Origin of the sequence: Streptomyces araujoniae (genome assembly GCF_050871195.1) — a bacterium.
Taxonomy (GTDB): domain Bacteria; phylum Actinomycetota; class Actinomycetes; order Streptomycetales; family Streptomycetaceae; genus Streptomyces; species Streptomyces bacillaris.
This window is the reverse complement of the sequence record NZ_CP194070.1, coordinates 3,204,120-3,229,989: the sequence shown is the minus strand read 5'-3', so window position 1 is coordinate 3,229,989 and position 25,870 is coordinate 3,204,120. Positions and strand designations below refer to the sequence as shown.

At 74.3% G+C, this 25,870-nt stretch carries 14 protein-coding genes; all 14 read left to right on the top strand.

All coding sequences use genetic code 11. The features are described 5' to 3' along the window. Positions 1 to 12 precede the first annotated feature (12 nt). The 14 genes from mqnE (at position 13) to ACQ9ZG_RS13560 (ending at position 25,739) form a co-directional block, all read left to right on the top strand. Entirely contained in the window at positions 13 to 1,176 is a 1,164-nt protein-coding gene (mqnE, locus tag ACQ9ZG_RS13625; protein WP_018489276.1) for an aminofutalosine synthase MqnE, read from the top strand. A 107-nt stretch (positions 1,177 to 1,283) separates the two neighbouring features. Next, positions 1,284 to 1,820, top strand: a complete 537-nt coding sequence (locus ACQ9ZG_RS13620) for a GNAT family N-acetyltransferase (protein ID WP_109916387.1) — start codon at positions 1,284 to 1,286, stop codon at positions 1,818 to 1,820. Between the two features lie 131 nt (positions 1,821 to 1,951). After that, on the top strand, positions 1,952 to 2,245 hold the full coding sequence (locus ACQ9ZG_RS13615) for a DUF4229 domain-containing protein (protein ID WP_026237753.1): 294 nt from the start codon (positions 1,952 to 1,954) through the stop codon (positions 2,243 to 2,245). A 402-nt stretch (positions 2,246 to 2,647) separates the two neighbouring features. Beyond that, positions 2,648 to 4,039 carry a dicarboxylate/amino acid:cation symporter gene (locus ACQ9ZG_RS13610; protein ID WP_109916388.1) on the top strand — a complete coding sequence of 464 codons (1,392 nt, stop codon included), beginning with the start codon at positions 2,648 to 2,650 and terminating at the stop codon, positions 4,037 to 4,039. Between the two features lie 387 nt (positions 4,040 to 4,426). Next, complete coding sequence (locus ACQ9ZG_RS13605) at positions 4,427 to 7,885, top strand: amino acid adenylation domain-containing protein (protein ID WP_499280581.1); 3,459 nt, start codon at positions 4,427 to 4,429, stop codon at positions 7,883 to 7,885. Beyond that, complete coding sequence (locus tag ACQ9ZG_RS13600) at positions 7,882 to 14,043, top strand: amino acid adenylation domain-containing protein (RefSeq protein WP_499280579.1); 6,162 nt, start codon at positions 7,882 to 7,884, stop codon at positions 14,041 to 14,043. Before ACQ9ZG_RS13605 ends, ACQ9ZG_RS13600 begins: the two co-directional genes overlap by 4 nt. Continuing rightward, positions 14,040 to 15,590, top strand: coding sequence for a class I adenylate-forming enzyme family protein (locus ACQ9ZG_RS13595; protein ID WP_499280578.1), 1,551 nt, complete (start codon positions 14,040 to 14,042; stop codon positions 15,588 to 15,590). The genes ACQ9ZG_RS13600 and ACQ9ZG_RS13595 overlap by 4 nt, the downstream gene beginning before the upstream one ends. After that, entirely contained in the window at positions 15,587 to 18,754 is a 3,168-nt protein-coding gene (locus ACQ9ZG_RS13590) for a non-ribosomal peptide synthetase (RefSeq protein WP_499280576.1), read from the top strand. The genes ACQ9ZG_RS13595 and ACQ9ZG_RS13590 overlap by 4 nt, the downstream gene beginning before the upstream one ends. Beyond that, positions 18,747 to 19,019 (top strand): MbtH family protein, encoded by a 273-nt coding sequence (locus ACQ9ZG_RS13585; protein ID WP_084994509.1) that lies wholly within the window; start codon positions 18,747 to 18,749, stop codon positions 19,017 to 19,019. The genes ACQ9ZG_RS13590 and ACQ9ZG_RS13585 overlap by 8 nt, the downstream gene beginning before the upstream one ends. Further along, positions 19,016 to 19,300 (top strand): acyl carrier protein, encoded by a 285-nt coding sequence (locus ACQ9ZG_RS13580; RefSeq protein ID WP_028417398.1) that lies wholly within the window; start codon positions 19,016 to 19,018, stop codon positions 19,298 to 19,300. The genes ACQ9ZG_RS13585 and ACQ9ZG_RS13580 overlap by 4 nt, the downstream gene beginning before the upstream one ends. Next, positions 19,293 to 20,918, top strand: coding sequence for a condensation domain-containing protein (locus ACQ9ZG_RS13575; protein ID WP_499280574.1), 1,626 nt, complete (start codon positions 19,293 to 19,295; stop codon positions 20,916 to 20,918). The genes ACQ9ZG_RS13580 and ACQ9ZG_RS13575 overlap by 8 nt, the downstream gene beginning before the upstream one ends. After that, positions 20,915 to 22,993, top strand: a complete 2,079-nt coding sequence (locus ACQ9ZG_RS13570) for a N,N-dimethylformamidase beta subunit family domain-containing protein (protein ID WP_499280573.1) — start codon at positions 20,915 to 20,917, stop codon at positions 22,991 to 22,993. Before ACQ9ZG_RS13575 ends, ACQ9ZG_RS13570 begins: the two co-directional genes overlap by 4 nt. Before the next feature lie 123 nt (positions 22,994 to 23,116). Next, a complete protein-coding gene (locus ACQ9ZG_RS13565) occupies positions 23,117 to 23,767 on the top strand; it encodes a TetR/AcrR family transcriptional regulator (RefSeq protein ID WP_026237756.1) in 651 nt (216 codons plus the stop codon). 178 nt (positions 23,768 to 23,945) lie between these two features. Further along, entirely contained in the window at positions 23,946 to 25,739 is a 1,794-nt protein-coding gene (locus ACQ9ZG_RS13560; RefSeq protein ID WP_109914174.1) for an acyl-CoA dehydrogenase family protein, read from the top strand. Positions 25,740 to 25,870 lie beyond the last annotated feature (131 nt).

The following is a 25,870-nucleotide window of genomic DNA, read 5'->3' as shown; positions in this document are numbered from 1 at the left end:
GGAGGCGGCCAGGTGGACGCGGGACTCAAGCGCGAGCTGGAGCAGAAGGTCCGGGCCGGCGAGCGGCTGACCCGCGAGGACGGTATCGCGCTGTACGCGTCCGACGACCTGGCCTGGCTCGGCGGACTGGCCCACGAGGTGCGCACCCGCAAGAACGGTGACGTGGTGCACTTCAACGTCAACCGCCACCTCAACATGACCAACGTGTGCACCGCCTCGTGCGCGTACTGCTCGTTCCAGCGCAAGCCGGGCGAGAAGGACGCCTACACGATGCGCATCGAGGAGGCCGTCGGCCTGGCCAAGGCGATGGAGGGCGAGAACCTCACCGAGCTGCACATCGTCAACGGGCTGCACCCCAACCTCCCCTGGCGCTACTACCCGCGCTCGCTCAGCGCGCTGAAGGAAGCCCTGCCGGACGTGGCGCTCAAGGCGTTCACGGCGACGGAGATCCACCACTTCGAGACGATCTCCGGGCTGAGCGCCTCCGAGATCCTCGACGAGCTGATCGAGGCCGGTCTCGAATCGCTGACCGGCGGCGGCGCGGAGATCTTCGACTGGGAGGTCCGCCAGCACATCGTCGACCACAACACCCACTGGGAGGACTGGTCGCGCATCCACCGCCTCGCGCACGAGAAGGGGCTCAAGACCCCGGCGACGATGCTGTACGGGCACATCGAGGAGCCCCGCCACCGCGTCGACCACGTGCTGCGGCTGCGTGAGATGCAGGACGAGACCGGCGGCTTCCAGGTCTTCATCCCGCTGCGCTACCAGCACGACTTCGTCGACATGAAGGACGGCAAGGTCCGCAACAGGCTCCAGGCGCGCACGACGATGGCGACCGGCGCGGAGGCGCTGAAGACCTTCGCCGTCTCCCGGCTGCTCTTCGACAACGTGCCGCACGTCAAGGTCTTCTGGGTGATGCACGGCGTGCAGACCGCGCAGCTCGCGCTCCAGCACGGGGCGGACGACATGGACGGCTCGGTCGTCGAGTACAAGATCACGCACGACGCCGACGACTTCGGTACGCCGAACAAGCTCGGCCGCGAGGACCTGCTCGACCTGATCCGCGACGCCGGGTTCCGGCCGGTGGAGCGGAACACGCGGTACGAGATCCTGCGCGAGTACCCGGGCCCGGACGCCGGTCTGCGCGAGTCGCCGCAGCCGATGCGGGTCTGACCCCCTCCCCCCTCCGCACGACGAAGCCCCGGCCGCTGTCCCGGCCGGGGCTTCGTCGTACCGGAACGGGGTTGAGCCGGCGGGTTGGTAATAGTTACTCTCGCATCATGGCACTTACATTCGAGCTGGATCCCGACTTCACCCCCGCCCTCCGCGACGGCATCACCACCCTGTGGGCCGATGTCACCAACGCCGGCGGAGCCGTCGGGTTCGTGCCGCCCGTCACCCCCGAGGAGATCCGCCCCGATCTGCTCAAGCATCTCGTCGCCATCGAGAAGGGGCAGGTCAGGCTGCTGGTCGGGCGGGACGCGGGCGGTGCGGTCGCCGCCACCGCCTTCCTCACCCTCAACGACCACCGGCTGATGCGCCACTGGCTCTGGCTCTACACCGTGATGGTCCACCCCCGACACCAGGGCCGGGGGTACGGCCGCGACCTCATGGCCGCCGCCGCCGACGCGGCCCGCTCCATCGAGGGCATCGAGGCCATCCGGCTCACCTGCCGGGGCGGCACCGGCAACGACCGCTTCTACGCCGCCTGCGGCTACAAGGAGGTCGGCCGGATCCCCGGGGCGATCCGGGTCGCTCCCGGCGACGACCGCGACGACATCGTCATGCTGCTCCCGCTCGGCCCGGCGGTCCGCTGAGCCCCGGCGGCCCGGCAGCCCCCGGGCCGTGGGCCGGCAACCCCCTGAACCGAGAGAATTCGGGCCGTGCTTCACTGGACGGGCAGGAGTGTGTGAAGAGACCGAGAGACCACGGGAAGAGAGGGCCTGCCGTGTCCGTTGCCAAGCCGAGCGCGATGATCCGGTACACGGCGTTGCGTCTGCTGATCTTCGTCGGCTGCTTCCTCGTCGCGGGCGTCGCCGTCCACTTCGGTCTGATCCCCGCCGGCCTCGGCGGCTCCAACATGGTCTGGGTGATCCTGCTCGGCCTCGTGCTCTCCGCCCCGCTCAGCTACGTACTGCTGCGCAAGCAGCGTGACGAGATGTCCCAGCAGATCGTCTCCACCGTCGACCGGACCAAGGCCCGCCTCGACGCCAACCGGACCCGCGAGGACGCCGTTCAGTAAGGTTCCTCACACCCGCCGAGAGCCCCGGACCGGAGCGCACCGCTCCCGTACCGGGGCTTCGGCGTTTCCGCGCCCCCGGTCCGGCGTTCCTCCGGCCGCCGGGACGGTTTGCCCCATGTCTCATGGTCAAAGAAAGGCTTTGAGGTTCTCAAAGTTCAAGTGTTAACGTGTTCGACATGACGACAGCAGTGCGCCTCCACCCTGCCCCGGGCATCCCGCTCGTGGCGCGCCTGCACGTCGATCTCTGCCGCTGTATGTCCGCGGTCTGTTGCCGCAACGTCTGATACGGCATCATGCAGCGGCGCCGCCCTCGGCGCGGGCGCCGCGACCCCGTCCCCGTTCCACCGCACGTCCGTACGTCTGTCCTCGTACGTCCCGATGCGTCCCCACTGGAGTGTGTCCGTGTCCGCGAATTCCGCGTCCGCCGCCCCCGAGGCCGAGCAGCCGTCCACCGGCTCCGGCCCCGGTTCACGTATACCCAAGGTCCCCTTCTGGGCCCAGATCGTCGCCGGTCTGGTCCTCGGTGCCCTGCTCGGCTGGCTCGCCCGCAGCCAGGACGTCTCCTGGCTCGTCACCACGCTCGACAAGATCGGCTCGATCTTCGTCCAGCTGCTGAAGCTGGCCGTCGCCCCGCTGGTCTTCTTCGCGATCCTGGTGTCGATCACCAACCTCCGCAAGGTCAACAACGCCGCCCGGCTGGCGACCCGCACCCTGCTCTGGTTCATGATCACGTCGCTGATCGCCGTCGCCATCGGCCTCCTCATCGGCCTGCTGACCAACCCCGGCTCCGGCACCGGCCTGACGCCCAAGGACGGCGAGCTGCCCTCCCGCACCGGCAGCTGGATCGACTTCCTGACCGGCATCGTGCCGACCAACGTGATCACGCCGTTCGCCGAGCTGAACGTGCTCCAGATCGTCTTCATGGCGGCCGTCGCCGGTATCGCGGCCCTCAAGCTCGGTGACAGGGCCCAGCCGATCCTCACGCTCAGCCAGTCGGTCCTGGAGCTGCTCCAGAAGGCCCTGTGGTGGGTCATCCGCCTCGCCCCGATCGGCACCGTCGGTCTCATCGGCTACGCCATCGCCGACTACGGCTGGGACCTGATCGGCAAGTACGCCACCTTCACCGCCGACGTCTACATCGGCTGCCTCCTGGTGATGTTCGGCGTCTACCCGCTGCTCCTGGCCACCCTCGCCAAGGTCAGCCCGCTCCAGTTCTTCAAGGGCGCCTGGCCCGCGATCCAGCTCGCCTTCGTCTCCCGCTCCTCGGTCGGCACCATGCCGGTCACCCAGCGGGTCACCGAGCGCCTCGGCGTCCCGAAGGAGTACGCCTCCTTCGCCGTCCCGTTCGGCGCGACCACGAAGATGGACGGCTGCGCCGCGATCTACCCGGCGCTGGCGGCGATCTTCATCGCGCAGATCTTCGACGTCCAGCTGGGCATCGGCGACTACATCCTCATCGCCTTCGTCTCGGTCATCGGCTCCGCCGCCACCGCCGGTCTCACCGGCGCGACGGTCATGCTGACCCTGACCCTCTCCACCCTGGGCCTCCCGCTGGAGGGCGTCGGCCTGCTGATGGCCATCGACCCGATCCTGGACATGATCCGCACCGCCACCAACGTGGCCGGCCAGGCGCTGGTCCCGGTCATCGTCGCGGCCCGCGAGAAGATCCTCGACCACGACAAGTACAACTCGGCCTCGGCCTCCCCGGTCGACGCGTTCGGCCCGTCCGAGGACGCCGCCCGCGACGGGGTCCACGACAGGGAGCCGAAGTCCGCGGTTCCGGCCACCGCCTAGCGGTAGCCGCGACGGCGGCGCGTCTCCCGGAGCGCCCCTGGTCCACCTCGCGAGGTGGACCAGGGGCGCTCCGGTGTTCTCGGGGCCCGGGGTGGGCAGTTCTGGCCAGGGAGCGGTAGGGGGAGAGGGGGAAATGCCGGATGCGTGAGGCTTTCGGTCGGGCCTTCGCGCCGGTACCGGCCACTTCTCGGTGGTCCAGACCATTGACTCGACCCCCGGCCTCCTCCTAGCGTGTCGCTTGCCGACGGCCGATGCCGCCGGGGGTTCCGGAACACTCCGTATCCGCCCCCTGACGTGCCATCTGACGGTTCGTCGGCAACTCCGTCCGGTGCCGCGCGCTGTCTTCGGCGTGCCGTCCCGGCGTTGGCAACAAGGGGGCGGCAACACGTGGTCGACAGAGCAGCAGGCGGAACCGCGGTCACGGTCACGGGGGGCCTCACGCCGAGCCATGGGCAGGAGAGGCTCTGGTTCCTCCACCAACTCGACCCTCTGGACGCGGCGTACACCATCCCGCTGGTGCTCCGGCTGACCGGAGACCTCTCCGTGCCCGCCCTGACCGCCGCGTTCGAGGGGACCGTCGCCCGGCACGAGTCCCTGCGCACCCGCTTCCCGGACGTGGACGGGCGACCGGTCGCCGTCGTGGACCCGCCCGGACCCGTGGCGGTGGAGACCATCGACCTCCGCGCCCGCCCCGGGGACGCCGAACCGCTGCTGGCCGAGCGGACGAACGGCGCCTTCGACCTGGCCGGGGGCCCGCTCCTGCGGATCACCCTGCTGCGGACCGCCGACGACGAGCACCTGCTCTGCCTGGCCCTCCACCACATCGTCGCGGACGGCTGGTCGCTGAACCTCCTCCGTACGGAACTCGCCACCCGGTACGCCGCCCACCTCGCCGGTCACCCCGTCGAGCTGCCCGAGGTCCTGCCGTACACCGAGTACGCCCGGCGCGAGCGGGAGGCCGCGGGGGGCCCGGAGGCCGAGGCGGCGCTCGCCCACTGGCGGGAGCGGCTCGCCGACGCCCCGGTGCTCGACCTGCGGCCCACCGTGACCGTGCCGGTGTCGGAGCCGGGGGAGGAAGCGGCCGGAGCCGGGACCGGTACGGGAGGCGGCGCGGGCGGAGAGCGGACCGGGGGCGGCGCCTTCCACACGCGGCGGATCGCGGGGGCCCGCGCGGCCGTCGACGCACTGGCCAAGGAGCGCCGGTGCACGCCCTTCATGGTGCTGCTCGCCGCCTACCAGGTGCTGCTGCACCGCTGGACCCGCCAGGAGGACTTCTGCGTCGGCGTACCGGCGGCGGGCCGGGGCGAACCCGAACTGGAGGAGGTGATCGGCTACTTCTCCACCACGCTCGTGCTCCGCGCCGAACTGGCCGGTGAGCCCACCTTCGGTGAACTCCTGCGCCGGGTCCGCCGCTCCTCCCTCACCGCCTTCGCCCACGACCGGGTCCCCTTCGAGCGGCTCATCGACGCCCTCGGCATCGAACGCCGGCTCGGCTCCAGCCCGCTCTTCCAGACCCTGCTGACCGTCCACACCCAGGACGGAACCGGCGGCGGAGAAAGGGAGTTCGCGGACCTGAAGTGCGCCGACGCGGACGGCGGCCACACGGCCAGCAAGGTCGAGCTGATGCTCGACCTGCGCCGCGAGGGCGACGACCTCGTCGCCGTGTTCGGCTACCGCACCGACCTCTTCGACGCCCCCTGGGCCGCCCGGCTCGCCCGCCACTTCGAGATCCTGCTGCGCGGCGCGCTCGCCGCCCCCGACACCCCGGTCTCCGAACTGGAACTGCTCGCCCCGGCGGAGCGCGACGAGCTGCTGGCCCTCGGCACCGGGGCCCCCGCGCTGCCGCGCGATGAGGCGCCGGTGCCGGTCGCGCTGGCCCGCGCGGTGGAGCGGCACGCGGAGCGGACGGCGGTGCGCGCCCCCGAGGGGGAGCTGACCTACCGGGAGCTGTGGGACGCGGCCGGGGCGCTCGCCGTGCGGCTGCGGGGCGCCGGAGTGCGCGGCGGCGACACCGTCGGGGTCTGCCTGCCCCGCGGTACGGCGGCGGTCACCGCCCTCCTGGGCGCCTGGCGGGCCGGGGCGGCCTATCTGCCGCTCGACCTCGACCACCCGCGCCCGCGGCTGGAGTTCATGATCGAGGACACCGCCGTACGCGTGGTGGTCGCGGACCCCGCCGCGGAGGAGACCGCGTGGCTGGGGGAGCGCGTCACGGTGGTGGCGCCCCCGGCCGCTCCCGGCCGCGAGGAGGGCGGTGCCGGGTACGGGGGGAGCGCCGGGCGGGAGGACGGCCCCGGGGGCGGGGGCTCCGGGAACGGGGACGGGGACTTCGGGGGCGGGGGCGGTGCGGCGGTCTGTGACCCCGGCTGGCAGGCCGGGCCCGGTGACCCCGCGTACGTCATCCACACCTCCGGCTCCACCGGCAGGCCCAAGGGCGTCGTCGTCCCGCACCGGGCCCTGGCCGCCCGGATCGCCTGGATGCGGGCGGACTACGGGATCACGGCGGCGGACGAGGTGCTCCAGTTCGCCTCGCTGAGCTTCGACACCCACGCCGAGGAGGTCTTCCCCGCGCTCACGGCCGGGGCCACGCTCACCGTGGCCGGGCCCGGCGCCACCCTGCCCGACCACCTCGCGGCCGGGCGCGGCGACCGGATCACCGTCCTGGACCTGCCGACCCCGTACTGGCACCGGCTCACCGACGATCTCGCCGCCGTCGCCTGGCCGCCCGGCCTGCGCCTGCTCATCCTCGGCGCCGACCAGGTCCAGCCCACCGCCGTCGCCGCCTGGCGGGCCCGTTTCGGGGACACCGTACGGCTGGTCAACTCCTACGGCCCCACCGAGACCACGATCATCGCCACCACGGCCGAGCTGGGCCGCGCCGACGCCGTACGCCGGCCGCCCGTCGGCGGCCCGGTCGGCTCCACCACGCTGACCGTCTGCGACCCGGCCGGGCGGCTGATGCCGTACGGAGCCCCCGGCGAACTCCTCGTCGGCGGCGCGGGCGTGACCCTCGGCTACGGCGGCCGCCCCGGCGCCACCGCGCGCGCCTTCGTCCCCGACCCGTTCGGCCCGCCCGGCTCCCGCCGCTACCGCACCGGGGACCTGGTGCGCTGGCGGCCGGACGGGCAGCTGGAGTTCCTGGGCCGCATCGACGACCAGGTGAAGGTGCGCGGCTACCGCGTCGAGCCCGGCGAGGTGGAGACGGCCCTGCTGGCCCTGGAGGGGGTCGGCGGCGCGGCGGTGATCGTCCGGGAGGACGCGCTCGTCGCCTACGTGGTCCCGGCGTCGGGCGCGGGCCCGGCGGCTGCGGACGCGGAGGGCCCGGTCCCGGCCTCGGCTCCGGGCGCGGCGGCCCCCGCGCTGTCGCCCGCCGGGGTGCGGGCCGCACTCGGGGCGCGCCTGCCCGCCTATCTGGTGCCCAACTCCGTGGTCGTCCTGGACGCCCTTCCCCTGACCCCGAACGGCAAGCTCGACCGCCGCGCCCTGCCCGCCCCCGACCGGCGGCCCGATCTGGGCGGCGGTTACGTGGCCCCGCGCACCGACGCCGAGGAGCTGGTGGCGGAGGTGTGGGCCGAGGTGCTGGGGCTGGACCGGGTCGGCGCCCTGGACGACTTCTTCGACCTCGGCGGCCACTCGCTCCTCGCCACCCGCGTACTGGCCCGGATCCGCGCGGCGGCCGACCTGGTGGTCCCCCTGCGCACGCTGTTCGTCCACCGCACCGCCGAGGCGTTCGCCCTCGCGGTGGAGGAACTGCTGCTGGCCGAGATCGAAGCCCTGACCGACGAGGACGCCGGGCGCCTGCTCGCCGCCGAGTCCGCACCGCAGAGAAACGGAACGACGACGGCATGAGCAGCAGCAGTACGGACCGCTTCCCCGGCCTTCCCGACGACACCGGGACGGATACCGGAGACGGCGACAGACCGGCCCCCGCGGACGGCCCCGCCCACGAAGGAGGCGCCGCTCCCGCGGCAGGTACGGACCCCGCAGGCGGTGGGAACCCCGCTGGGGATACGGACCCCGCAGGCGGTGGCGGTGGGAGCCCCGCTGGAGACACGGACCCCGCCGGGAGCACGGCCTCCGCCAGGGGTACGGCACCCACGGGTGGTAGCGCCTCCGTCGGCAGCACGGACGCCTCCGACGGCGAGGGATCCGCCTCCACAGGGTCCCGGCCCGCCGCCTCCCTCTCCGACGCCAAGCGGGCCCTGCTCGCCCAGCGGCTGCGGGGCGGCCGGGCGCGGGCGCGGACCGCACAGGCGGTGGCGCGGCGGCCGGAGGGCACCGTCCCCCCGCTCTCCTTCGCGCAGGAACGCCTCTGGTTCATGGAGCAGTTCGCGCCCGGCACCGCCGCGTACAACATCCCCGTCGCCCGCCGGCTGCGCGGCCCGCTCGACCTCCCCGCCCTCCGCCGTGCCCTGGACGCCGTCGTCGCCCGCCACGAGACGCTGCGCACCCGCTATCCGGCCACCGACGACGGCCGCCCGGTCCTGGAGATCGCCGAGCCCGCCCCCTTCGACCTGCGCACCGCCGACGCGGAGGACGAGGCGCACGCGGCCCGGCTGGTGGACGAGCTGGGCGCCCTCCCCTTCGACCTGGTCACCGGCCCCCTGATGCACGGCCTGCTGGTCCGCCTCGCCGCCGACGACCGCGTCCTCCTCCTCGTCGTGCACCACAGCGTCAGCGACGGCTGGTCCAGCGAGGTGCTGGTCTCCGAGGTGCTGCGCGGCTACACCGCGTACGCCGCCGGAGGCGCCGACCCGCTCCCCGAACTGCCCGTCCAGTACGGCGACTTCGCCCTCTGGCAGCGCGAGCGGCTGACCGGTGGCCGGCTGGAGGAGGAGGTGGCGTACTGGGCCCGGGAGCTGGCCGACGTACGCCCCCTGGAGCTGCCCACCGACCGCCCCCGCCCCGAACGGCAGACCTTCGAGGGCGCCGGATACGGCTTCGACATCGACGGTGAGCTGCTGGAGCGGCTCACCGCCCTCGGCAAGGCGCAGGGCGCGACCGTGCACATGGTGCTGCTCGCCGCGTTCCAGGTGGTGCTGTCCCGGTTCGCCGGGCAGCGCGACTTCGCCGTCGGCTCACCCGTCGCGGGCCGCCCCGAGCCCGAACTCGAAGGCCTCATAGGGATGTTCGTCAACGTCCTGGCGCTGCGCGCCCGGCTGGACGGCGACCCCGCCTTCACCGAGCTGGTCGGGCGGACCCGGGAGACCTGCCTGGAGGCCTACGCCCACCAGGAGCTGCCCTTCGCCCAGTTGGTCTCCGAGCTGAACGTCGAGCGGGACGTCACCCGCTCCCCGGTCTTCCAGGCCGTCCTGGCGATCCAGAACTACGCCTCGGCCGCCGACGCCACCGCTGGTGGTGAACTCCCTCTGGAGGTGGAGCCGTTCGGGCTGCACGCCGCCGGGACCCGGTTCGACCTCGAACTCTTCCTCATGGAGGGGGAGGGCGGTCTGCGCGGCGCCTTCAACTACAACACGGACCTCTTCGACGAGTCCTCGATCGCCCGGATCGCCGCCCACCTGGGCCGGTTCCTGCGCGCCGCCGCCGACCGGCCCGACGAGCCGGTCTCCGCCCACGACGGCCTCGACCCGGCCGAGCGGCACCGGCTGCTCACCGAGTGGAACGACACGGCCGTCGAATCCGCCGGACCCTTCGCATTCGCCGAGGCATCCGGGGGCGGCGACGGCACCGAGACCCTGACCGCGCTCATCGCCGCGCAGGCCGCCCGTACGCCGGACGCCGTCGCCGTCGAGTTCGGCGCCGGCTCCCTCACCTACGCGGAGCTGGACCGGGCCGCCGACCGGATCGCCCGCCGGCTGACCGGCGCCGGGGCCGGGCCCGGCACCCTGGTGGCGGTCAGCGCCGAGCGTTCGCTCGACCTGGTCGCGGGGCTCCTCGGCGTGCTCAGGTCCGGTGCCGGATACACCCCGCTCGACCCGGAGTACCCGGCCGAGCGCCTCGCCTTCATGCTGGCCGACAGCGGCGCCGGGATCCTCCTCACCCAGCGGGGGCTGCCGGTGCCCGAGGGGTGCGCGGCGCGCGTCCTGCTGCTCGACGACGAGGACGGGCAAGAGGGTTCGTACGAAGGCGAGTTGACGGCCCCGGGCGCCGACGACATCGCGTACATGATCTATACGTCGGGCTCCACCGGCCGCCCCAAGGGCGTGCCCAACACCCACCGCTCCATCGTCAACAGGCTGCGCTGGATGGCCCGTACGTACGGAGTCGGCCCCGACGACCGCGTCCTCCACAAGACCCCGACCGGCTTCGACGTCTCGGTCTGGGAGCTGTTCCTGCCGCTGATCACCGGGGCCCGGCTGGTCGTCACGGCGCCCGGCGGCCACAAGGACGCGGCCCATCTCCGCGACACCATCGCCGGGCACGGCGTCACCCTCGCGCACTTCGTCCCCGCCATGCTCGACGTGTTCCTCGCGGAGGACGACGTCGAGCGGTGCGCCTCGCTGCGGCGCGTGGTGTGCAGCGGCGAGGAACTGGCCCCGCACACCGCCCGCGCGTTCACCACCCGGCTGCCCGGGTGCGCGCTCGCCAACCTGTACGGGCCGACCGAGGCGGCCGTGGACGTGACGAGCTGGGAGTGCGAGGGCGAGCTGGACACCGTCCCCATCGGCGCCCCCGTCGACAACACCCGGCTGTACGTGCTCGACGCCGAGCTGCGCCCGCTCCCCCCGGGCACCCCGGGCGAGCTGCACATCGGCGGGGTCCAGGTCTCCGTCGGCTACCACCGCAGGCCGGGGCTGACGGCCGCGCGGTACGTCCCCGACCCGTACGGCCCGCCCGGCTCCCGCCTCTACCGCACCGGCGACCTGGCCCGCTGGCGGGCGGACGGGCAGCTGGAGCACCTGGGCCGGATCGACCAGCAGGTCAAGATCCGGGGCCAGCGCATCGAACCCGGCGAGATCGAGGCCGCGTTGCGCGCCGAACCCGGCATCACCGCCGCCGCCGTGATCGTCCGCGAGGACAACCCGGGCGACAAGCGGCTGGTGGCGTACCTGGTGGCCGCGGACGGTCCCGCGCCCGCCGGGGAGCCCGCCCCCGAAGGCTCCGCCGCCCCCGCCCCTCGGGAGCCCGACCCCGCCGAGCTGCGCACCGCGCTCCGCCGCACCCTGCCCGACTACATGGTCCCCGCCGCCTTCGTCACCCTGGACGCGCTGCCGCTCTCCCCGAACGGCAAGCTCGACCGCCGCGCCCTGCCCGCCCCGCAGGCCCGCCGGACCGGGGGAGCGCTCGCCGCCCCGGAGACGGAGACCCAGCGGGTGCTGGCCGAGATCTGGGCGGAGATCCTGACACTGCCCGAAGTCGGCGTGGACGACGACTTCTTCGACCTCGGCGGCCACTCGCTGCTCGCCACCCAGGTCATCGCCCGCGCCCGCAAGCGGCTGCCCGAGGTGGGGGCCCGGCCGGTCAGCGTGATGGACCTGTTCACCTCCCGTACGGTCCGTGAACTCGCCGTCCTCGCGGACCTGGACGAGTCCGAGCGCGGCCCCCGCCACCTGCTGCACCGGCTGACCCGCGCCACTCCCGCCGACTCCCGCGTCCTGTCGTACGTCTGCGTCCCGTACGGCGGTGGCAGCGCGGTCGTCTACCAGCCGGTGGCCGACGAACTGCCGCCCGGCTACGACCTGTGGTCCGTCGCCATCCCCGGCCACGACATGGGCGTCACCGAGGAGCACCTGCCCTTCGACGAGCTGGCCGAGAAGATCGCGACGGAGGTACGCGAACGGGTCGAGGGCCCCATCGCCCTCTACGGCCACTGCGCGGTCGGCAGCGCGCTGACCGTCGCCGTCGGCCGCCTCCTCGAAGCGGCCGGCCGGGAGGTCGAAGCCCTGTACATCGGGGCGCAGTTCCCCTTCGCCCGGCCGCGCGGCCGCATCCTCGGACTGCTCAGCCGCGTCTCCGCGCTGGACCCGCTGCTGAGCGACCGCGTCTACTTCAACTGGCTGCGCTCCATGGGCGCCGAGGTCGGTGATCTCGACGAGACCCAGATGAAGTTCATGATCGGCAACATGCGGGCCGACTCACGGGCGGCGGAGGAGTACTTCACCGAGGTCCTGGCCGAGGTGGAGGACGGCGGCGCCCTGCTGCGCGCCCCGGTGATCAGCGTGATCGGCGACCGGGACCCGGCCACCGACTTCTTCGAGGAGCGCTACCGGGAGTGGCAACTCCTGGCGGAGCGCTCGGCGCTGGCCGTCCTCGACGAGGGCGGGCACTTCTTCCTCAAGTACCGCGCCCGGGAACTCGTCGAGATCATCACCCGTACGCACCCGGCCGTGCTGGCCGGTACGGCGGTCCGCGAGCTGCCCCCGCGGGCGGAGGACGGGCCGTGGTGGTTCCACGGGGCGAGCGGCAGGGACCTGCCGGTCGCGGAGACCGGCGGCGCAGGGCCGGAGGAGGCCGAGGCGACGGGCGGGGACGGCCCCGCGGGCGACCCGGCGGAGGCCTCCGCCTCCGGCTCCGACACGGGTTCCGGTCCCGCTGCCGGCCCCGGGACCGCTTCCGGTCCCGCCCCCGGCATGGGGCGCTTCCTGGCCGTCGCGCTGGGCCAGTTGATCACCATCACCGGCTCCGCGCTGACCGAGTTCGCACTGCCCGTGTGGATCTACATGGAGACCGGCTCGATGGGCAAGTACGCCCTCTACGCCGTGATCGGGATGCTCCCCGGCATCCTCGTCGGCCCGCTGGCCGGAGCGGTCGTCGACCGGCTCGACCGCCGCCGGGTCATGCTCGCCGCCAGCGCCGTCGCCGGGTCCACCCAGGCCGCCCTGCTGACGCTGCTGCTGAGCGGGAACCTCTCCTCCTGGCACATCTACGTCCTCCTCGGGATGCTCTCGGTCGCCCTCACCTTCCAGCGGCTCGCGTACGCCTCCTCCGTACCGCAGCTGGTCCCCAAGCGGTACCTCGGTCACGCCAACGGCATCACCCAAATGGCCTTCGGCTTCGCCCAGTTCATCGTCCCGCTGGCCGCCGTGGCGCTGATGGCGGGCATCGGGCTCAAGGGCATCCTCATCCTGGACGTGACCGGCTACGCCGTCGCGATCACGGTGCTGCTGATCGTCAAGTTCCCCAGGACCCTGCCCTGGACGCGGCGCGAGTCGCTGGTGGCCGAGATCAGGAACGGCTTCGCCTACTCCTGGAAGAACCGGGGCTTCCGGGCGATGCTCCTCTGGTTCGCCGCGCTCAACATCTTCCTCTCGCCGCTCTTCCTGCTCGTCACCCCGCTGGTGCTCTCCTTCGACTCGCTGGAGTCGGTGGCCCGGGTCGCGGTGGCCGGAGGCGCGGGCGCCATCCTCGGCGGCATCGCGATGGGCTTCTGGGGCGGCCCGAAGCGGAACCGGATGCAGGGCATGCTGGGCCTGGCCGGGCTGCTCGCGGTGGCGAGCGCGCTGGTCGGGGTGCGGGCGGACCTGTGGATCATAGGGATCGGGGCGTTCGGCATGTCCTGCGCGCTCTCCATGGTCAACGGCGTCTACACGACGATCGTCCAGATCAAGGTGCCGCAGCGCTTCCACGGCCGGGTCTTCGCCCTGAACACCTTGGTCGCCTGGTCCACCCTGCCGATCGGCCACGGGATCATCGCCCCGGCGGGCTCCGCGTTCTTCGGCCCGATGTTCGAGGACGGCGGTTCGCTGACCTCCACGGTCGGCGCCCTCATCGGTACGGGGCCGGGGCGCGGGATCGGCTTCATGTACCTGCTCTTCGGGGCGGCGATGCTGGGCCTGGTCGTGGTCGGCCTGCGCCTTCGGGTGCTGGCCCGCTTCGACCTGGACGTGCCGGACGCGCTGCCGGACGACCTGGTCGGCATCCAGGAGCGCGAACGCCGGGTGAAGGCGGCCCGCGCGAAGAAGGCGAAGTCCGCTTCCCCTGCCGCTTCCGCCGCACCCTCCGCCGTCACCGACAGCAGCCCCGTCACGGACGACGACACCCCCACGCACGACCACACCCCCACGGACGACGACACCCCCGCCCGCACCGTGGAGGCAGCCCGATGACCACCGCCCCGTACCGCGCCCCCGCTCCGGCCCCCTCCCGGATCGGCGGACCCTCCACCCTGCCCGCCCTGCTCGCCCACCGCGCGGGCGCCGAGCCCGACCGGCCCGCGCTGATCTGCGGCCCGCACACGCTGACCTTCGGCGCCTGGTACGCGCGGGCCATGGCCCTGGCCTCCGGGCTGCGGTCCCGGGGGCTGGAGCCGGGGGAGCGGATCGTGCTCCGGTACGGCGGCGGGGACTGGACCGCGTACGCCGTCGCGTACTGCGGGGTCCTGCGCGCCGGCCTGGTGGCCGTACCCCTCTCGGACCGGCAGGCCCCCGCCGTCGCCGCCCATGTCCTCGCGGACAGCGGGGCGTCGGGCGTCCTCCACCCGCCCGGCGCACACCTGCCGGACGGGGTGCTGCCGGACGGGGTGTGGGCGGCGACGGAGGAGGAGGTCGAGGCGGAGGGCGCGGCCCGCACGGCGGTGCTCCGCGCCCCCGACCCCGGCGCCCGGGCCCAGATCCTCTACACCTCCGGCACCACCGGCACCCCCAAGGGCGTCACCGCCACTCACGGCAACCTGGCGCACGGCTGCACGCTCGACGAGCGCCGCCGCCCGCTGCGCCACTCCCGCCACTTCCTGCACGCCTTCCCCGTCGGCACCAACGCCGGGCAGACCATGCTGGTCAACGCCCTCGACTCGGCCGCGACCGCCGTGGCCGCACCGCAGTTCACCCCGGGGCGGTTCGCGCGGCTCATCCAGGAGTACGAGGCGGGCAGCATCTTCCTCGTCCCGTCCATGGCCATCGAACTGCTGAACTCCGCCTCCACCGGCCGGTACGCCACCGACAGCGTCCGGCTCGTCGGTTCGACCGCCGCCGCCCTGCCGCAGCCGGTCGCGCTCGGCCTGGCCCGCGCCTTCCCCCGCGCCCAGATCGTCAACTACTACACCTCCACCGAGGCCGCCCCCGCCCAGGTCACCCTGCTCTTCGACCCCGAACGCCCCGACTCCCCGGGCCGCCCCGCCTCCCTGCGCGACCTGCGCATCACCACCGCCGACGGCACCCCGCTGCCGCCCGGCGAGGCCGGTGAGGTGTGGCTCCGCACCCCGGCCGCCCCGCGCGCCTACCTCGGCCCGGCCGGGGCGCCCGCGCCCGCCGGTGACACGGTCTTCCAGGGCCGGTGGGTGCGGATGGGGGACCTCGGACTGCTGGACGAGGAGGGGTATCTGCACCTGCTCGACCGGGAGCGGGACGTGGTCAAGTCCGGTGCGTACAAGGTCTCCACGATCCAGGTGGAGGACGCGCTGCACGCCCACCCGCAGGTGGTGGACGCGGCCGCGTTCGGCATCCCGCACCCCGTGCTGGGGTCGGCCGTCGCCGCCGTGGTCGTGGTGCGCGGCGAGCTGACCGGGCCCGCGCTGCGCACCTTCCTGCTCGACCGGCTGGCCGCCCACGAACTCCCCTCCCGCCTGCTGTTCCGCCCCTCCCTGCCCCGCAACGAGGGCGGCAAGATCCTCAAGCGCGAGCTGCGCCTGCTCCTGGACGACGAGGCCCTGCGATGACGACGCCCTTCCCCTCCCGCCCGCTCACCCCGGCCCAGCACGGGCTGTGGGTCACCGAACAGGTGCTGGCCCCCGGCGCCGCCCACCACCTCGCGCTCACCGTCCGGTTCCCCGACCCGCCGGACCCGGACGCGCTCGCGGCCCGCTGCGCCCGTCTCCTGGAGCGGCAGCCGGTCCTGTGCTCCCGGGTCGACCCGGACGGGCCCGTACTCGCCCCGGCGACCGGCCCCGCACCCGGACTGCGCCGGCTCGCCTGCGCCGCCGATGGGCTGGACGCACTGCTCGCGGCGGAGAGCGCCCGGCCGTTCGACCTGGCCGAGGGGCCTCTCGTACGGTTCGCGCTGGTGACGGCCGGGACCGGGCTGCCGGTGCTGCACGTCGTCGTCCACCACCTGGTCTTCGACGGCGCCTCCAAGGACGTGCTGCTCGCGGAGATCCACGGTGTCGGGACCGATCCCGGCCTGCCGGACGCCCAGGTGGGCGCGGACGAGCCGGACGGTCAAGCGATCGCCCTGGCAAGGGAGTTCTGGTCGCAGCGCTGGCACGAACCGGCTCCCCCCGTCCTCCCCGGGCTGACCTCCTCCGTACCGGACGCGACCGCCCCCGCGCCCGGCGGGGCCGTCCCCTTCGCCCTCGGCTCCGCCCTCGACGCCCGCCTCACCGAGACCGCCGGGGTCCTCGGCGTCACCCGCTTCGAACTCCTCCTCGCCCTCTGGCACACCCTCCTCTTCCGGTACGGCAACCAGGCGCCCGTCACCGCCCTCGAACTGTCCACCCGCCTCCCCGGCAGCCCCGGGCGCATCGGGCTGTACGTGAACGAACTGCCGGTCTTCACCCACCCGGACCCGGACCGCCCCTTCGCGGACTACGTCCGGGAGGTCCGCGCCGCCCTGCGGGAGGTCTACGCGCACCGGCCCGTCCCGCTCGGCCGGGCGGTCGGCGGCCTCACCCCGCGTACCGCCATCGCCCCGCTCTCGGTCAGCTTCCGCCGCCGCACCGGGTGGGAGGCGGAGGAGGCGCCGGGCGTCACCGTCGACTGGATCGGCTTCACCCACGCCGTACGCAACCTCGTGCACCTCCAACTGGTCGACGGGCCCGACGGGTTGACGGGCTCGTTGCAGTACCGGACCGACGCCTTCGAGCCCGGCGCGCCCGCTCGGATCGTGGGTCACTTCCGTACTCTGCTCGACGCCGTGCTGACCGCGCCGGGAGCCACCGAGGCCGCGCTCGCCGGGCTGCCGCTGCTGGCGGGCGACGAGCTGGTGGCGGCCCTGCGCACGGGCAACGACCTGCCGGCGGCCTGCGCGGACAGCGACACGGTGGTCTCGATGTTCGCGGACCGGGTGGCGGAGGATCCGGGTGCCGTCGCGGTGGTGACGGCGGACGGCGCGGAACTGTCGTACGGCGAACTCCACGACCGGGTACAGGCGTTCGCCGACCAGCTGAGGGCCGCCGGGCTCGGTGCCGGGGATCCGGTGGGGGTGCAGGTCGGCCGGTCGGTGGGCGAACTCGTGGCCGTGCTCGGGGTGTTGACGGCGGGCGCGGCCTATGTGCCCCTGGACCCCGGATACCCGTCCGAGCGGCTGGAGTTCGTACGGTCGGACGCGGGCCTCGCGGCACTCGTGGTGGAGGGCCCGGCGCCTGAGGGGCTTCCGGCCGGGCTGCCGGTCCTGGCCCCCGACGCCGGGGAGGGGGCGGTGCCCGCGTCCGGGGCCGTGCCCGCCTCCGGTCCGGCCGCCGGGGACCCCGCGTACGTCATCTACACCTCGGGCTCCACCGGTCGCCCCAAGGGTGTGGAGATCCCGCACCGGGCGCTGGCCAACCTGCTGGCGACCATGGCGGACCACGTCGAGGCGGGCCCCCGGGACCGCTGGCTCGGGCTCACCTCGCTCTCCTTCGACATCTCCACCGTGGAGCTGCTGCTGCCCCTGACGACCGGGGCGCGCGTCGTCCTCGTCCCCGAGGGGCAGCAGCGCGACGGCGGCGCCCTGGTGAAGCTGATCGACGCCCACGGCGTCACCCATGTCCAGGCCACGCCGAGCAGTTGGCGGCTGATGCTCGCCGCCGGGCTCCACCGTCCGGGGCTGGTGGCCGTCGCGGGCGGCGAGGCGCTGCCGGGGCCGCTGGCGGATGAACTCGGCGCGGTCTGCGGCCGGTTGGTCAACGTCTACGGCCCCACCGAGACGACCGTGTGGTCCACCCTGGCCCATCTCGCCACCGGCGCCCCCGTCACGATCGGCCGCCCGCTGACCGCGACGAGGGCGTACGTCCTCGACGGACGCGGCACGCCCGTACCGGACTTCATCCCCGGCGAACTCCACCTCGGCGGCGCGGGCGTGGCCCACGGCTACCGGGGCCGCCCCGGGCTGACCGCCCAGCGCTTCGTCCCCGATCCCTGGGGCCCGCCCGGCTCGCGGCTCTACCGGACCGGCGACCTCGTGCGCCGGCTCCCGGACGGGCGGCTGGAGTTCGTGGGCCGCCTCGACAGCCAGGTGAAGCTGCGCGGCCACCGGATCGAGCTGGGGGAGATCGAGGCCCGGATCGTGGAGGACGAGCGCGTCTCCCAGGCGGTGGTGGTCCTGGACGGCGGTGGCCCGGGCGGGACGGGTGCCGGGGCCGGTGCGGATGCCCGGCTGGTGGCGTACGTCGTGGGTGCGCGTACGAGTACGGGTACGGGTGCCGGTACGGGAGAGGTCCCGGCGGCCGAGGAGCTGCGCGAGCGCCTCGCGCGCACCCTGCCCGCGGCGATGGTGCCCGCGGTCTGGGTCCCGCTGCCCGCCCTGCCCCTCACCCCCAACGGCAAGGTCGACCGGGCCAGGCTGCCCGAGCCCCCGAGGCTCCGGCCGGACGCCCCGGGGCCGCTCACGGCGACCGGGGAGACGGCCGAGGGCGGGCCGGCGACGGCGGGCGACGGGGTCGGCGCCGTGGTGCGGGAGATCTGGCAGGAGGTGCTGCGGCTGGACGACATCGGCCCCGACGAGGACCTCTTCGACCTCGGCGGCCACTCCCTGACGATCACCTCCATCGCGGCCCGTATCCGCAAACGGCTGGGTGTCGAGGTGCCGCTCGACGTCTTCTTCGACACCCCCACGCTCGCCGGCGTCTCGGACGCGGTGAGCGGACTCCAGCAGACAGCGAGCAGTGAGGAAGAGCGCGATGAGTGACGCGACGGTGTACCAGGTGGTCGTCAACGACGAGGAGCAGCACGCGCTCTGGCCCGCCCGGACGGCCCCGCCCGCCGGCTGGCGGGTGGAGGGCTTCCAGGGCTCGGAGGAGGCGTGCATGGCGCATGTGGACCGGGTGTGGCCGGACATCCGGCCGCTCTCGCTGCGCCGCCGCCTCGCGGAGTCGGCGGACGGACCGGAGCAGGCCTCCCGTCCGGCCGACGGCTCCGGCCCCGCCGCCGTCTCGCCGGTGGTGGACCGGTGACGGCCGGTCCGGAGGCGCGGGCCGTGCTGCGCGGCCGGGTCGCGGAGCTGGTCGCCGGGGCGACCGACGGCGAGGTGACCGAGGCCGAGATCCTGGCGTCGGGCGGCTCGCTGACCGCGCTGGGCGTCACCTCGCTGGCCTTCCTCCGGCTGATCGACACGGTGGAGGAGGAGTTCGGGGTCATCCTGGACCTGGACGGCCCGTTCCGTCTGCTGGACGACCTCGACGGCCTGGTGGACCACATCGGCGAGCTGACGGCGGGCGGCGGGGACCATGGCTGAGGCGCTGGCCGAGGAGACGGGGGCCGGGGGCGGAACCGGCGCCGCCGAGGCGGCCGGCACCGGCCCCGGCCTCGGCCCGGGTTCCGGTTCCGGATCCGGTTCCGCCGTGGAGACCGGGCCCGGATCCGGTTCCGCCGTGGAGACCGGTCCCGGGTACGGCTCCGCCGAGGAGACCGTGACCGTCGGGTTCCGGGGCGACCGCTCCGGCCGGGCGCCGCTGACCTGGGGGCAGCGCGCGATCTGGCACGCGATCCGCCGTACCGCGCCGAACGACCACTACTTCAACATCGGCCGCGTCCTCCCGCTGGCCGACCGGGGCCGCCCCGCCACCGTGGCCGGGGCGACCGCCGCGCTGACGGCCCTGGTGGAGCGCCACGAGTCGCTGCGCACCCGGCTGGAGCTGTCCGCCGACGGCACCGAGGCGGCCCAGGACCTCGCCGCCACCGGCAGCCTCCCGGTCACCCTCGCCCGCGCCCAGGACCCGGCGGAGGCCGAACGCACGGCGCACGCCCTCCTGGACCGGCTCTCCGCCACCCGCTTCGCCTACGCCTCCGAATGGCCGGTCCGGGCCGCCCTGGTGGCCGTCGGGGACCGGGTCACCCATGCCGTCCTGGTCCTCTGCCACCTGGCGGCGGACGGCCACGGCGCGGAGGTCCTCGTACGGGATCTGCGCCTCCTGGTCCGCCGGGGCTCGGCCGGACGCCCGCCCGCCACCACCCCCCTTGACCTGGCCCGGGAGCAGCACGGCGAGACCGGCAGGCGGCGGGGCGCGGCGGCCCTGGAGCACTGGGAGTCGGGGTACCGGGCGGCCCCCGCCACGATGTTCCCCGACCCGGTCGCCGCGCCCCGCGCCCCCCGCTTCTGGACCGGCCGGATCGTCTCGCCCGCCCTGGCCCGTGCGGTCGCCGCGGTCGCCGCCGCCCACCGGGTGAGCGGTTCCACGGTGCTGCTGACGGCGGCGGCGGTGCTGGTGGCGGCGGGTCAGGGCCACCGTACGGCGGCGGTCATGCCGATCGTCGGCAACCGCACGTCCGCCGCCCACCGCGACCTGGTCACCACGCTGTCGCAGGACGGCCTGTTCATCCTGGACACCGGCACGGACTCCGGCACCGGCACCACTCCGGACACCCCGACCTTCACCGACCTGCTCCCCACCGCCTACCGGGCGGCCCTGCGCGCCTACCGGGCCGCCGTGTACGACCCGGCCGCGTGGGACGCGCTCGGCGTGCGGCTGCGTACGGAGACCGGGGCCGAGGTCCACCCGTACTGCTGCTTCAACGACATGCGCCTGGTCGAGCGCCCCGCTCCGCCCGGCCCGGCCCCCACCGCCGCCGAACTCGCGGAGCTGCGCGGCCGGACGGCCTTCGGCTTCCCGGCCACCCAGGAACGGGTCGCCTGCCGCTACTGCCTGCACATCACCGAGGAGGGCGACGCGCTGGCGGTGTCGCTGACGGCGGACACGGCGTACCTGCCGCCGGAGACGGTCCGGGCGCACCTGTACGGCATCGAGGAGCTGATCGTCGCCGCCGCCTCCGGGCGCTCCCTGCCGCTCACCGGGGTGCGGGAACTGCTGGAGACGACGACGACGACGGCGGCGGCGGAGGAGGTACGGGCATGACCGCACAGAGCACGCCGGCGGACGGACCCCCGCCCACCGCCACACCGCCCACCGGACCCCTCCCCACCGGCGAACCCCTCCGCGCCTGGGCCGACCGCACCTCCTGCGTCCAGGGCGGCGAGCTGGCCTTCCACCTGACGGGCGCCGCCGGGTCTGCCGTACGGGTCCGGATCACCGACGCCGTCAGCGAGCAGACCCGGCTCACCGCCACGGTCCGCGCCGCCGACTGGACCCTGGCCGTCCCCGGCGAGTGGCCCAGCTCCCTCTACCGCGCCACCTTCGACGTACCGCTGGAGAACCGCCCCACCACGGACGAGGCCGAACACGAGGTCTGGTTCGCCGTTCGCGCAGCGTTCACCGGACCCGTGACCTCCGCCGGAACCGCGACCCCCGCCGGACCCGCGACCAGCACCGGCACCAGGGCCCCCGCCGGGAAGGCGACCCGCTCCGCCCCCTCCCGCATCCTCGTCTCCATCCCCTTCGCCACCTGGCGGGCCTACACGCACGCCGGACAGCCGCACCGGGGCCTGTACTACTCCGAGCAGCCCTACCGCGCGGCCCGGGTCTCCTTCGCCTCGCCCGGCGGCGGGCCGCCGCCCGAGCGCTGGGAGGAGGGGCTGCTGCGCTGGCTGCCCGACGCCGGTTACCAAGTGGACTTCTGCTCCGGCCTCGACCTGCACGACGGCGACGAACTCCTCTCCCACTACCGCCTGCTGGTGGTGAACGGCCATGACGAGTACTGGTCGATGGAGATGCGCGACAGCGTCGAGAACTTCGCCCGGCGCGGCGGCAACGTGGCCTTCTTCGCGGCCAACACCGCCTGGTGGCAGATGCGGCTGGAGGACGACGGCCGGACCATGGTCTGCCACCGGGACGCGGTCACCGACCCGATGACGGCGACCGACCCGCGCCGCACCACCGTCGAGTGGTCCAGCGCCCCCGTCGACCGCCCCGAGAACGCGATGACCGGCCTCAGCTTCCGCCGGGGCGCGGGCGCCTGGGGCGAGGGCATGGCGGTGATGGGGAAGGAGGCGTACACCGTCCGGTTCGCGGACCACTGGGCCTTCGCCGGGACGGGCCTCACCGACGGCGAACCCTTCGCGCGCGGCGCCCTCGGCTACGAGACGGACGCCTGCGCGCTGGAGTGGACCGACGGGGTGCCGAGGGCGACGGGCGTGGACGGCACCCCCGGCTCCTTCGTCGTGCTGGCCACCGCCGACCTGCGGCACTGGCGGGAGTACGGACAGGGCGGCGCGGCCACGATGGGCGTCTTCCGGCTCGGCGCGGGCACGGTCTTCAACGCGGGGACGATCAACTGGGGCAGCGTCCTCGCGGACGACCCGGTCGCCGACCGCATCACCCGCAACGTCCTGGACCGGCTGAGCGGCGCGGCCCCCGGCGACGGCTGGGACGCGGCGGGCGCCCCGGACGAGGTGCGGGCGCTCGCGGCCTGCGCGTCCGTGCTGTTCGGCGCGGACACCCGGGGCAGGCTGCTCTGCCGGGAGGTGTCCGGCCAGAACCTGCCGTGGCGGCCCGTGGGGCTCGCCCCCGGCGTACGGGCGCTGGCCTCGGCGAGGGAGGCGGCGGGCGGGCTCCCGCTGGAGCTGTACGCGGCGACCGAGGACGGCCGCCTGCTCCGCCGCGACCCGGAGCCGGCCCCCGTACCCGGCGAGGACGGGGAGGAGTGGACGCGGGTGGGGCAGGTGCCCCCGGGCACGACCGGCCTGGCGCTCTGCGACGCGGGGATCTTCGCCGTCACCCCGCACGACGACACCCTGCACTACCTCTCCGCGCTCGCGCTGGACGAGCCGTGGCAGGTGCTGGGGGACGCGGGCGGCGCGATCGCCCTCACCACCCTGAGCTGCCGCCTCTGGGCGGTCACCGCCGACGGCCGGCTGCGCACCCGGCTCCCGGCGGGCCCGTCCGACGGCCCGGTGGCGTTCGCGGACGCGGGGACGGCGGGCCCACCGCCCCACCCCCGTACGACCCTCGCCGCCCACGCCGGGGTGCTGTACGCGACGGCTCCGGGGGCCCCGCTGCGGGTCTGCGGAGGGCCCGCGCTGCCGTCCCGCTGAGGCCTTCCCGTACGACGCCGGAGGGCGCGGCGCCGTACCCTGGGCAGGTGCAGGCGGCAGGGCGGGGAGGAAGTCGGACGTGGGTGCTGACGTGGGTGCTGTGACAGACGCGGGTGCCGTGACATGGGTGCGGTGAAGAGCAGGCGGATGCCCCGTGCCGTGCGGGAGCGGCAGATGATGGACGCCGCCGTCCAGACGTTCGGGCAGCGGGGGTACCGGGCCGCCTCTATGGACGAGATCGCGGAGCTGGCGGGCGTCTCCAAGCCACTGGTCTATCTGTACCTGCACTCCAAGGAGGACCTCTTCTCCGCCTGCATCCGGCGCGAGGCGGAGGCCCTGGTGGCGGCGGTACGGGCCGGCGTCGATCCGGAGCTGCCCCCCGACGGCCAACTCTGGTCAGGACTGCGCGCGTTCTTCACACACACCGCCGAACACCCGGACGGCTGGGCGGTGTTGCACCGCCAGGCCCGCTCGCACGGGGAGCCGTTCATCAGCGAGGTCGTGGTGATGCGCGACGAGATCGTCGCGTTCGTGACGGGCCTCATCGGCGCCGCCGCCCGTGAGGCCCACCGCGACCCCGCCCTCGCGGACCGCGATGTGGCGGGCCTCGCCCAGGCCCTGGTGGGCGCCGCCGAGTCCCTGGCGGGCTGGGCCAATGACACCCCGGGCGTCTCGGCGAAGGAAGCCGCCGCGACCTTGATGAACTTCGCCTGGGCGGGCCTGGAGAACCTGATGCACGCCCGCCCGTGGCAGCCCCCGGCCGACGCGTCGTAGGCAGCCGCCCCTCCCGGAGGCGATGCCGTGGGGGCCCGCGCCCCGCCGCCGCGGGACCGGTTCCTCGCGCGGGGCGGCGGAGGGGCGGCCCGGCGGGCGCCTACCGTGGAGTCGCCCGGTTCAATCGTGTTGATCGTCACTCCGGCGACCGTGCCCGGGCAGACTAGTTTTCTCGGGTGTGACTGCCACTCAGATTCCGCATACCGCACCCGGTTCCCCCACGCCCGTGTCCGCCGCCCTCGCCGACCTGCTCTTCCCCGGTCAGCTGGGCGCGACTCATCGGCGGTGGAGGGACTTCTTCAGCTCCGCCGCGTTCCGTTTCCAGGAGGGGCTGACCCATCGGGAGCGCATAGCCCTGAGCTACGACCGGCTCCGGCTGGTGAACGAGGCCGTAGCGGCTCCACAGGCCCTGGCGGGCGACCCCGTCGATCTCACCGCCCTGCACGAGTGGGCCGGGGTGGTGGACCCGGGCATGGCCACCATCGCCTCCATCCACTACAACCTCTTCTTCGGCAGTCTGGCCGACCACGATCCGGCCGGCCGGGACCTGGGCGAGTACGTCCGCGCGGACCGCATCGGGACGTTCCTGTGCACCGAGGCCGCCCACGGCAACGACGCCGCGAACATGGAGACCACGGCGACGTACGACCGGGCGGCGCGGGAGTTCGTGCTGCACACCCCGCACGCCGGGGCGCGGAAGTTCATGCCCAACACCGGCCCGGCCGGCGGGGCGAAGGGGGCGGTCGTCGCGGCCCGCCTGATCGTCGACGGCACCGACCACGGCGTGCTGCTGTTCCTGACGCCGCTCAGCGACGGCGACGGCAGCCCGCTGCCGGGCGTGGAGGTGAGCCCGCTGCCCCAGACGGTCAGCAGCCCGGTCGACCACTGCGCCACGACCTTCCACCACGTCCGCCTCCCCTTCAGCGCCCTCCTCCAGGGCGACCACGGCCGCCTCACCCCGGACGGTGAGTTCACCAGCGGGTTCGGCAGCCCCCGCCGGCGGTTCCTCCAGTCCATCGGACGGGTCACGATGGGCAAGCTCTGCATGAGCGCCCACAGCCTCGGCGTCATGCGGCACGCCCTCGACGTCGCCATGCGCTACGCCCACACCCGGGTCACCTCGGGCATGACGAACGGCCAGCGCGTGCCGCTCATATCCCACCGCGGCCACCACACCGCCCTGCTCGACGCCACGGCGACGGCCTACGCCGCCACGCTGCTCCAGAGATCGGTCGTGCGGCAGTGGGGCCGGGCGAGCGGTGAGGAGCGCGAGGCGTACGAGCGGCTGACGGCGATATCCAAGGCCTGGATCACCTGGAGGGCCCGAGCGGTCATGACCGAGTGCCGCGAGCGGTGCGGCGCCCAGGGCCTGGTCCAGGAGAACGGCATCGCGCTCCAACTGGCCTCCGTCGAAGGCGCTATCACGGCCGAGGGCGACAACAAGGTCATCATGGAGAAGGCCGGGGGCGAGATGCTGCTCGGCGGCATCGACCTCAAGCCGGAGAGCGAGATCCCGCCCGCCCACCGGGAGTTGACCGACTCTCAGTTCCTCCAGGACCTCCTGGCCGACATCGAGCGCATCTCCCACGGACGGGCGAAGGCCCGGCTCCGGCAGCCCGCCGCATCGCCACTGGCCCGCTGGAACGCGACGGTGACGCCCGCGGTGGCGCTGGCCGACGCCCATGTCCACCGGCTCGCCGCCGAGTGCCTGCTGACCGCCGCCGACCAGGCCCCCTCCGGAGTACCGGCGGACCTGCTGCACGGGCTGCACAGCCTGTTCGCCCTGCGCCGGATCGCCGCCCACAGCGGGGACCTGCTCGCACGCGGCCGGCTGACGGCCGACCACGTCGAGCGCCTGCCCGACGCGGTCGACGCGGTCCTCGGCCTGCTGGAGCCCCACGCGCTGACCCTCACCCACGCCTTCGGCGGGTCCCGGACGCTGCTGAGGACGCACCCGATGCTCCACGCCTGAGCGGCACGACGGGGAGGGCGCCCGACCGGCACGACGGGGAGGCGCCGGCTCCCCGGCCGCCGCACGGCGGCCGGGTCCGGACCGACCCGCCCAGGCGCCGCCCTCGCCGCGCACCCGGGCGGGCTCCGGCT

What these genes read in the sequence shown, in the direction of transcription:
- ACQ9ZG_RS13600 (WP_499280579.1), top strand. Translation starts at nt 7,882, where the DNA reads ATGAGCAGCAGCAGTACGGACCGCTTCCCCGGCCTTCCCGACGACACC.
- ACQ9ZG_RS13565 (WP_026237756.1), top strand. Translation starts at nt 23,117, where the DNA reads ATGGGTGCGGTGAAGAGCAGGCGGATGCCCCGTGCCGTGCGGGAGCGG.
- ACQ9ZG_RS13570 (WP_499280573.1), top strand. Translation starts at nt 20,915, where the DNA reads ATGACCGCACAGAGCACGCCGGCGGACGGACCCCCGCCCACCGCCACA.
- ACQ9ZG_RS13595 (WP_499280578.1), top strand. Translation starts at nt 14,040, where the DNA reads ATGACCACCGCCCCGTACCGCGCCCCCGCTCCGGCCCCCTCCCGGATC.
- ACQ9ZG_RS13590 (WP_499280576.1), top strand. Translation starts at nt 15,587, where the DNA reads ATGACGACGCCCTTCCCCTCCCGCCCGCTCACCCCGGCCCAGCACGGG.
- ACQ9ZG_RS13575 (WP_499280574.1), top strand. Translation starts at nt 19,293, where the DNA reads ATGGCTGAGGCGCTGGCCGAGGAGACGGGGGCCGGGGGCGGAACCGGC.
- ACQ9ZG_RS13585 (WP_084994509.1), top strand. Translation starts at nt 18,747, where the DNA reads ATGAGTGACGCGACGGTGTACCAGGTGGTCGTCAACGACGAGGAGCAG.
- ACQ9ZG_RS13620 (WP_109916387.1), top strand. Translation starts at nt 1,284, where the DNA reads ATGGCACTTACATTCGAGCTGGATCCCGACTTCACCCCCGCCCTCCGC.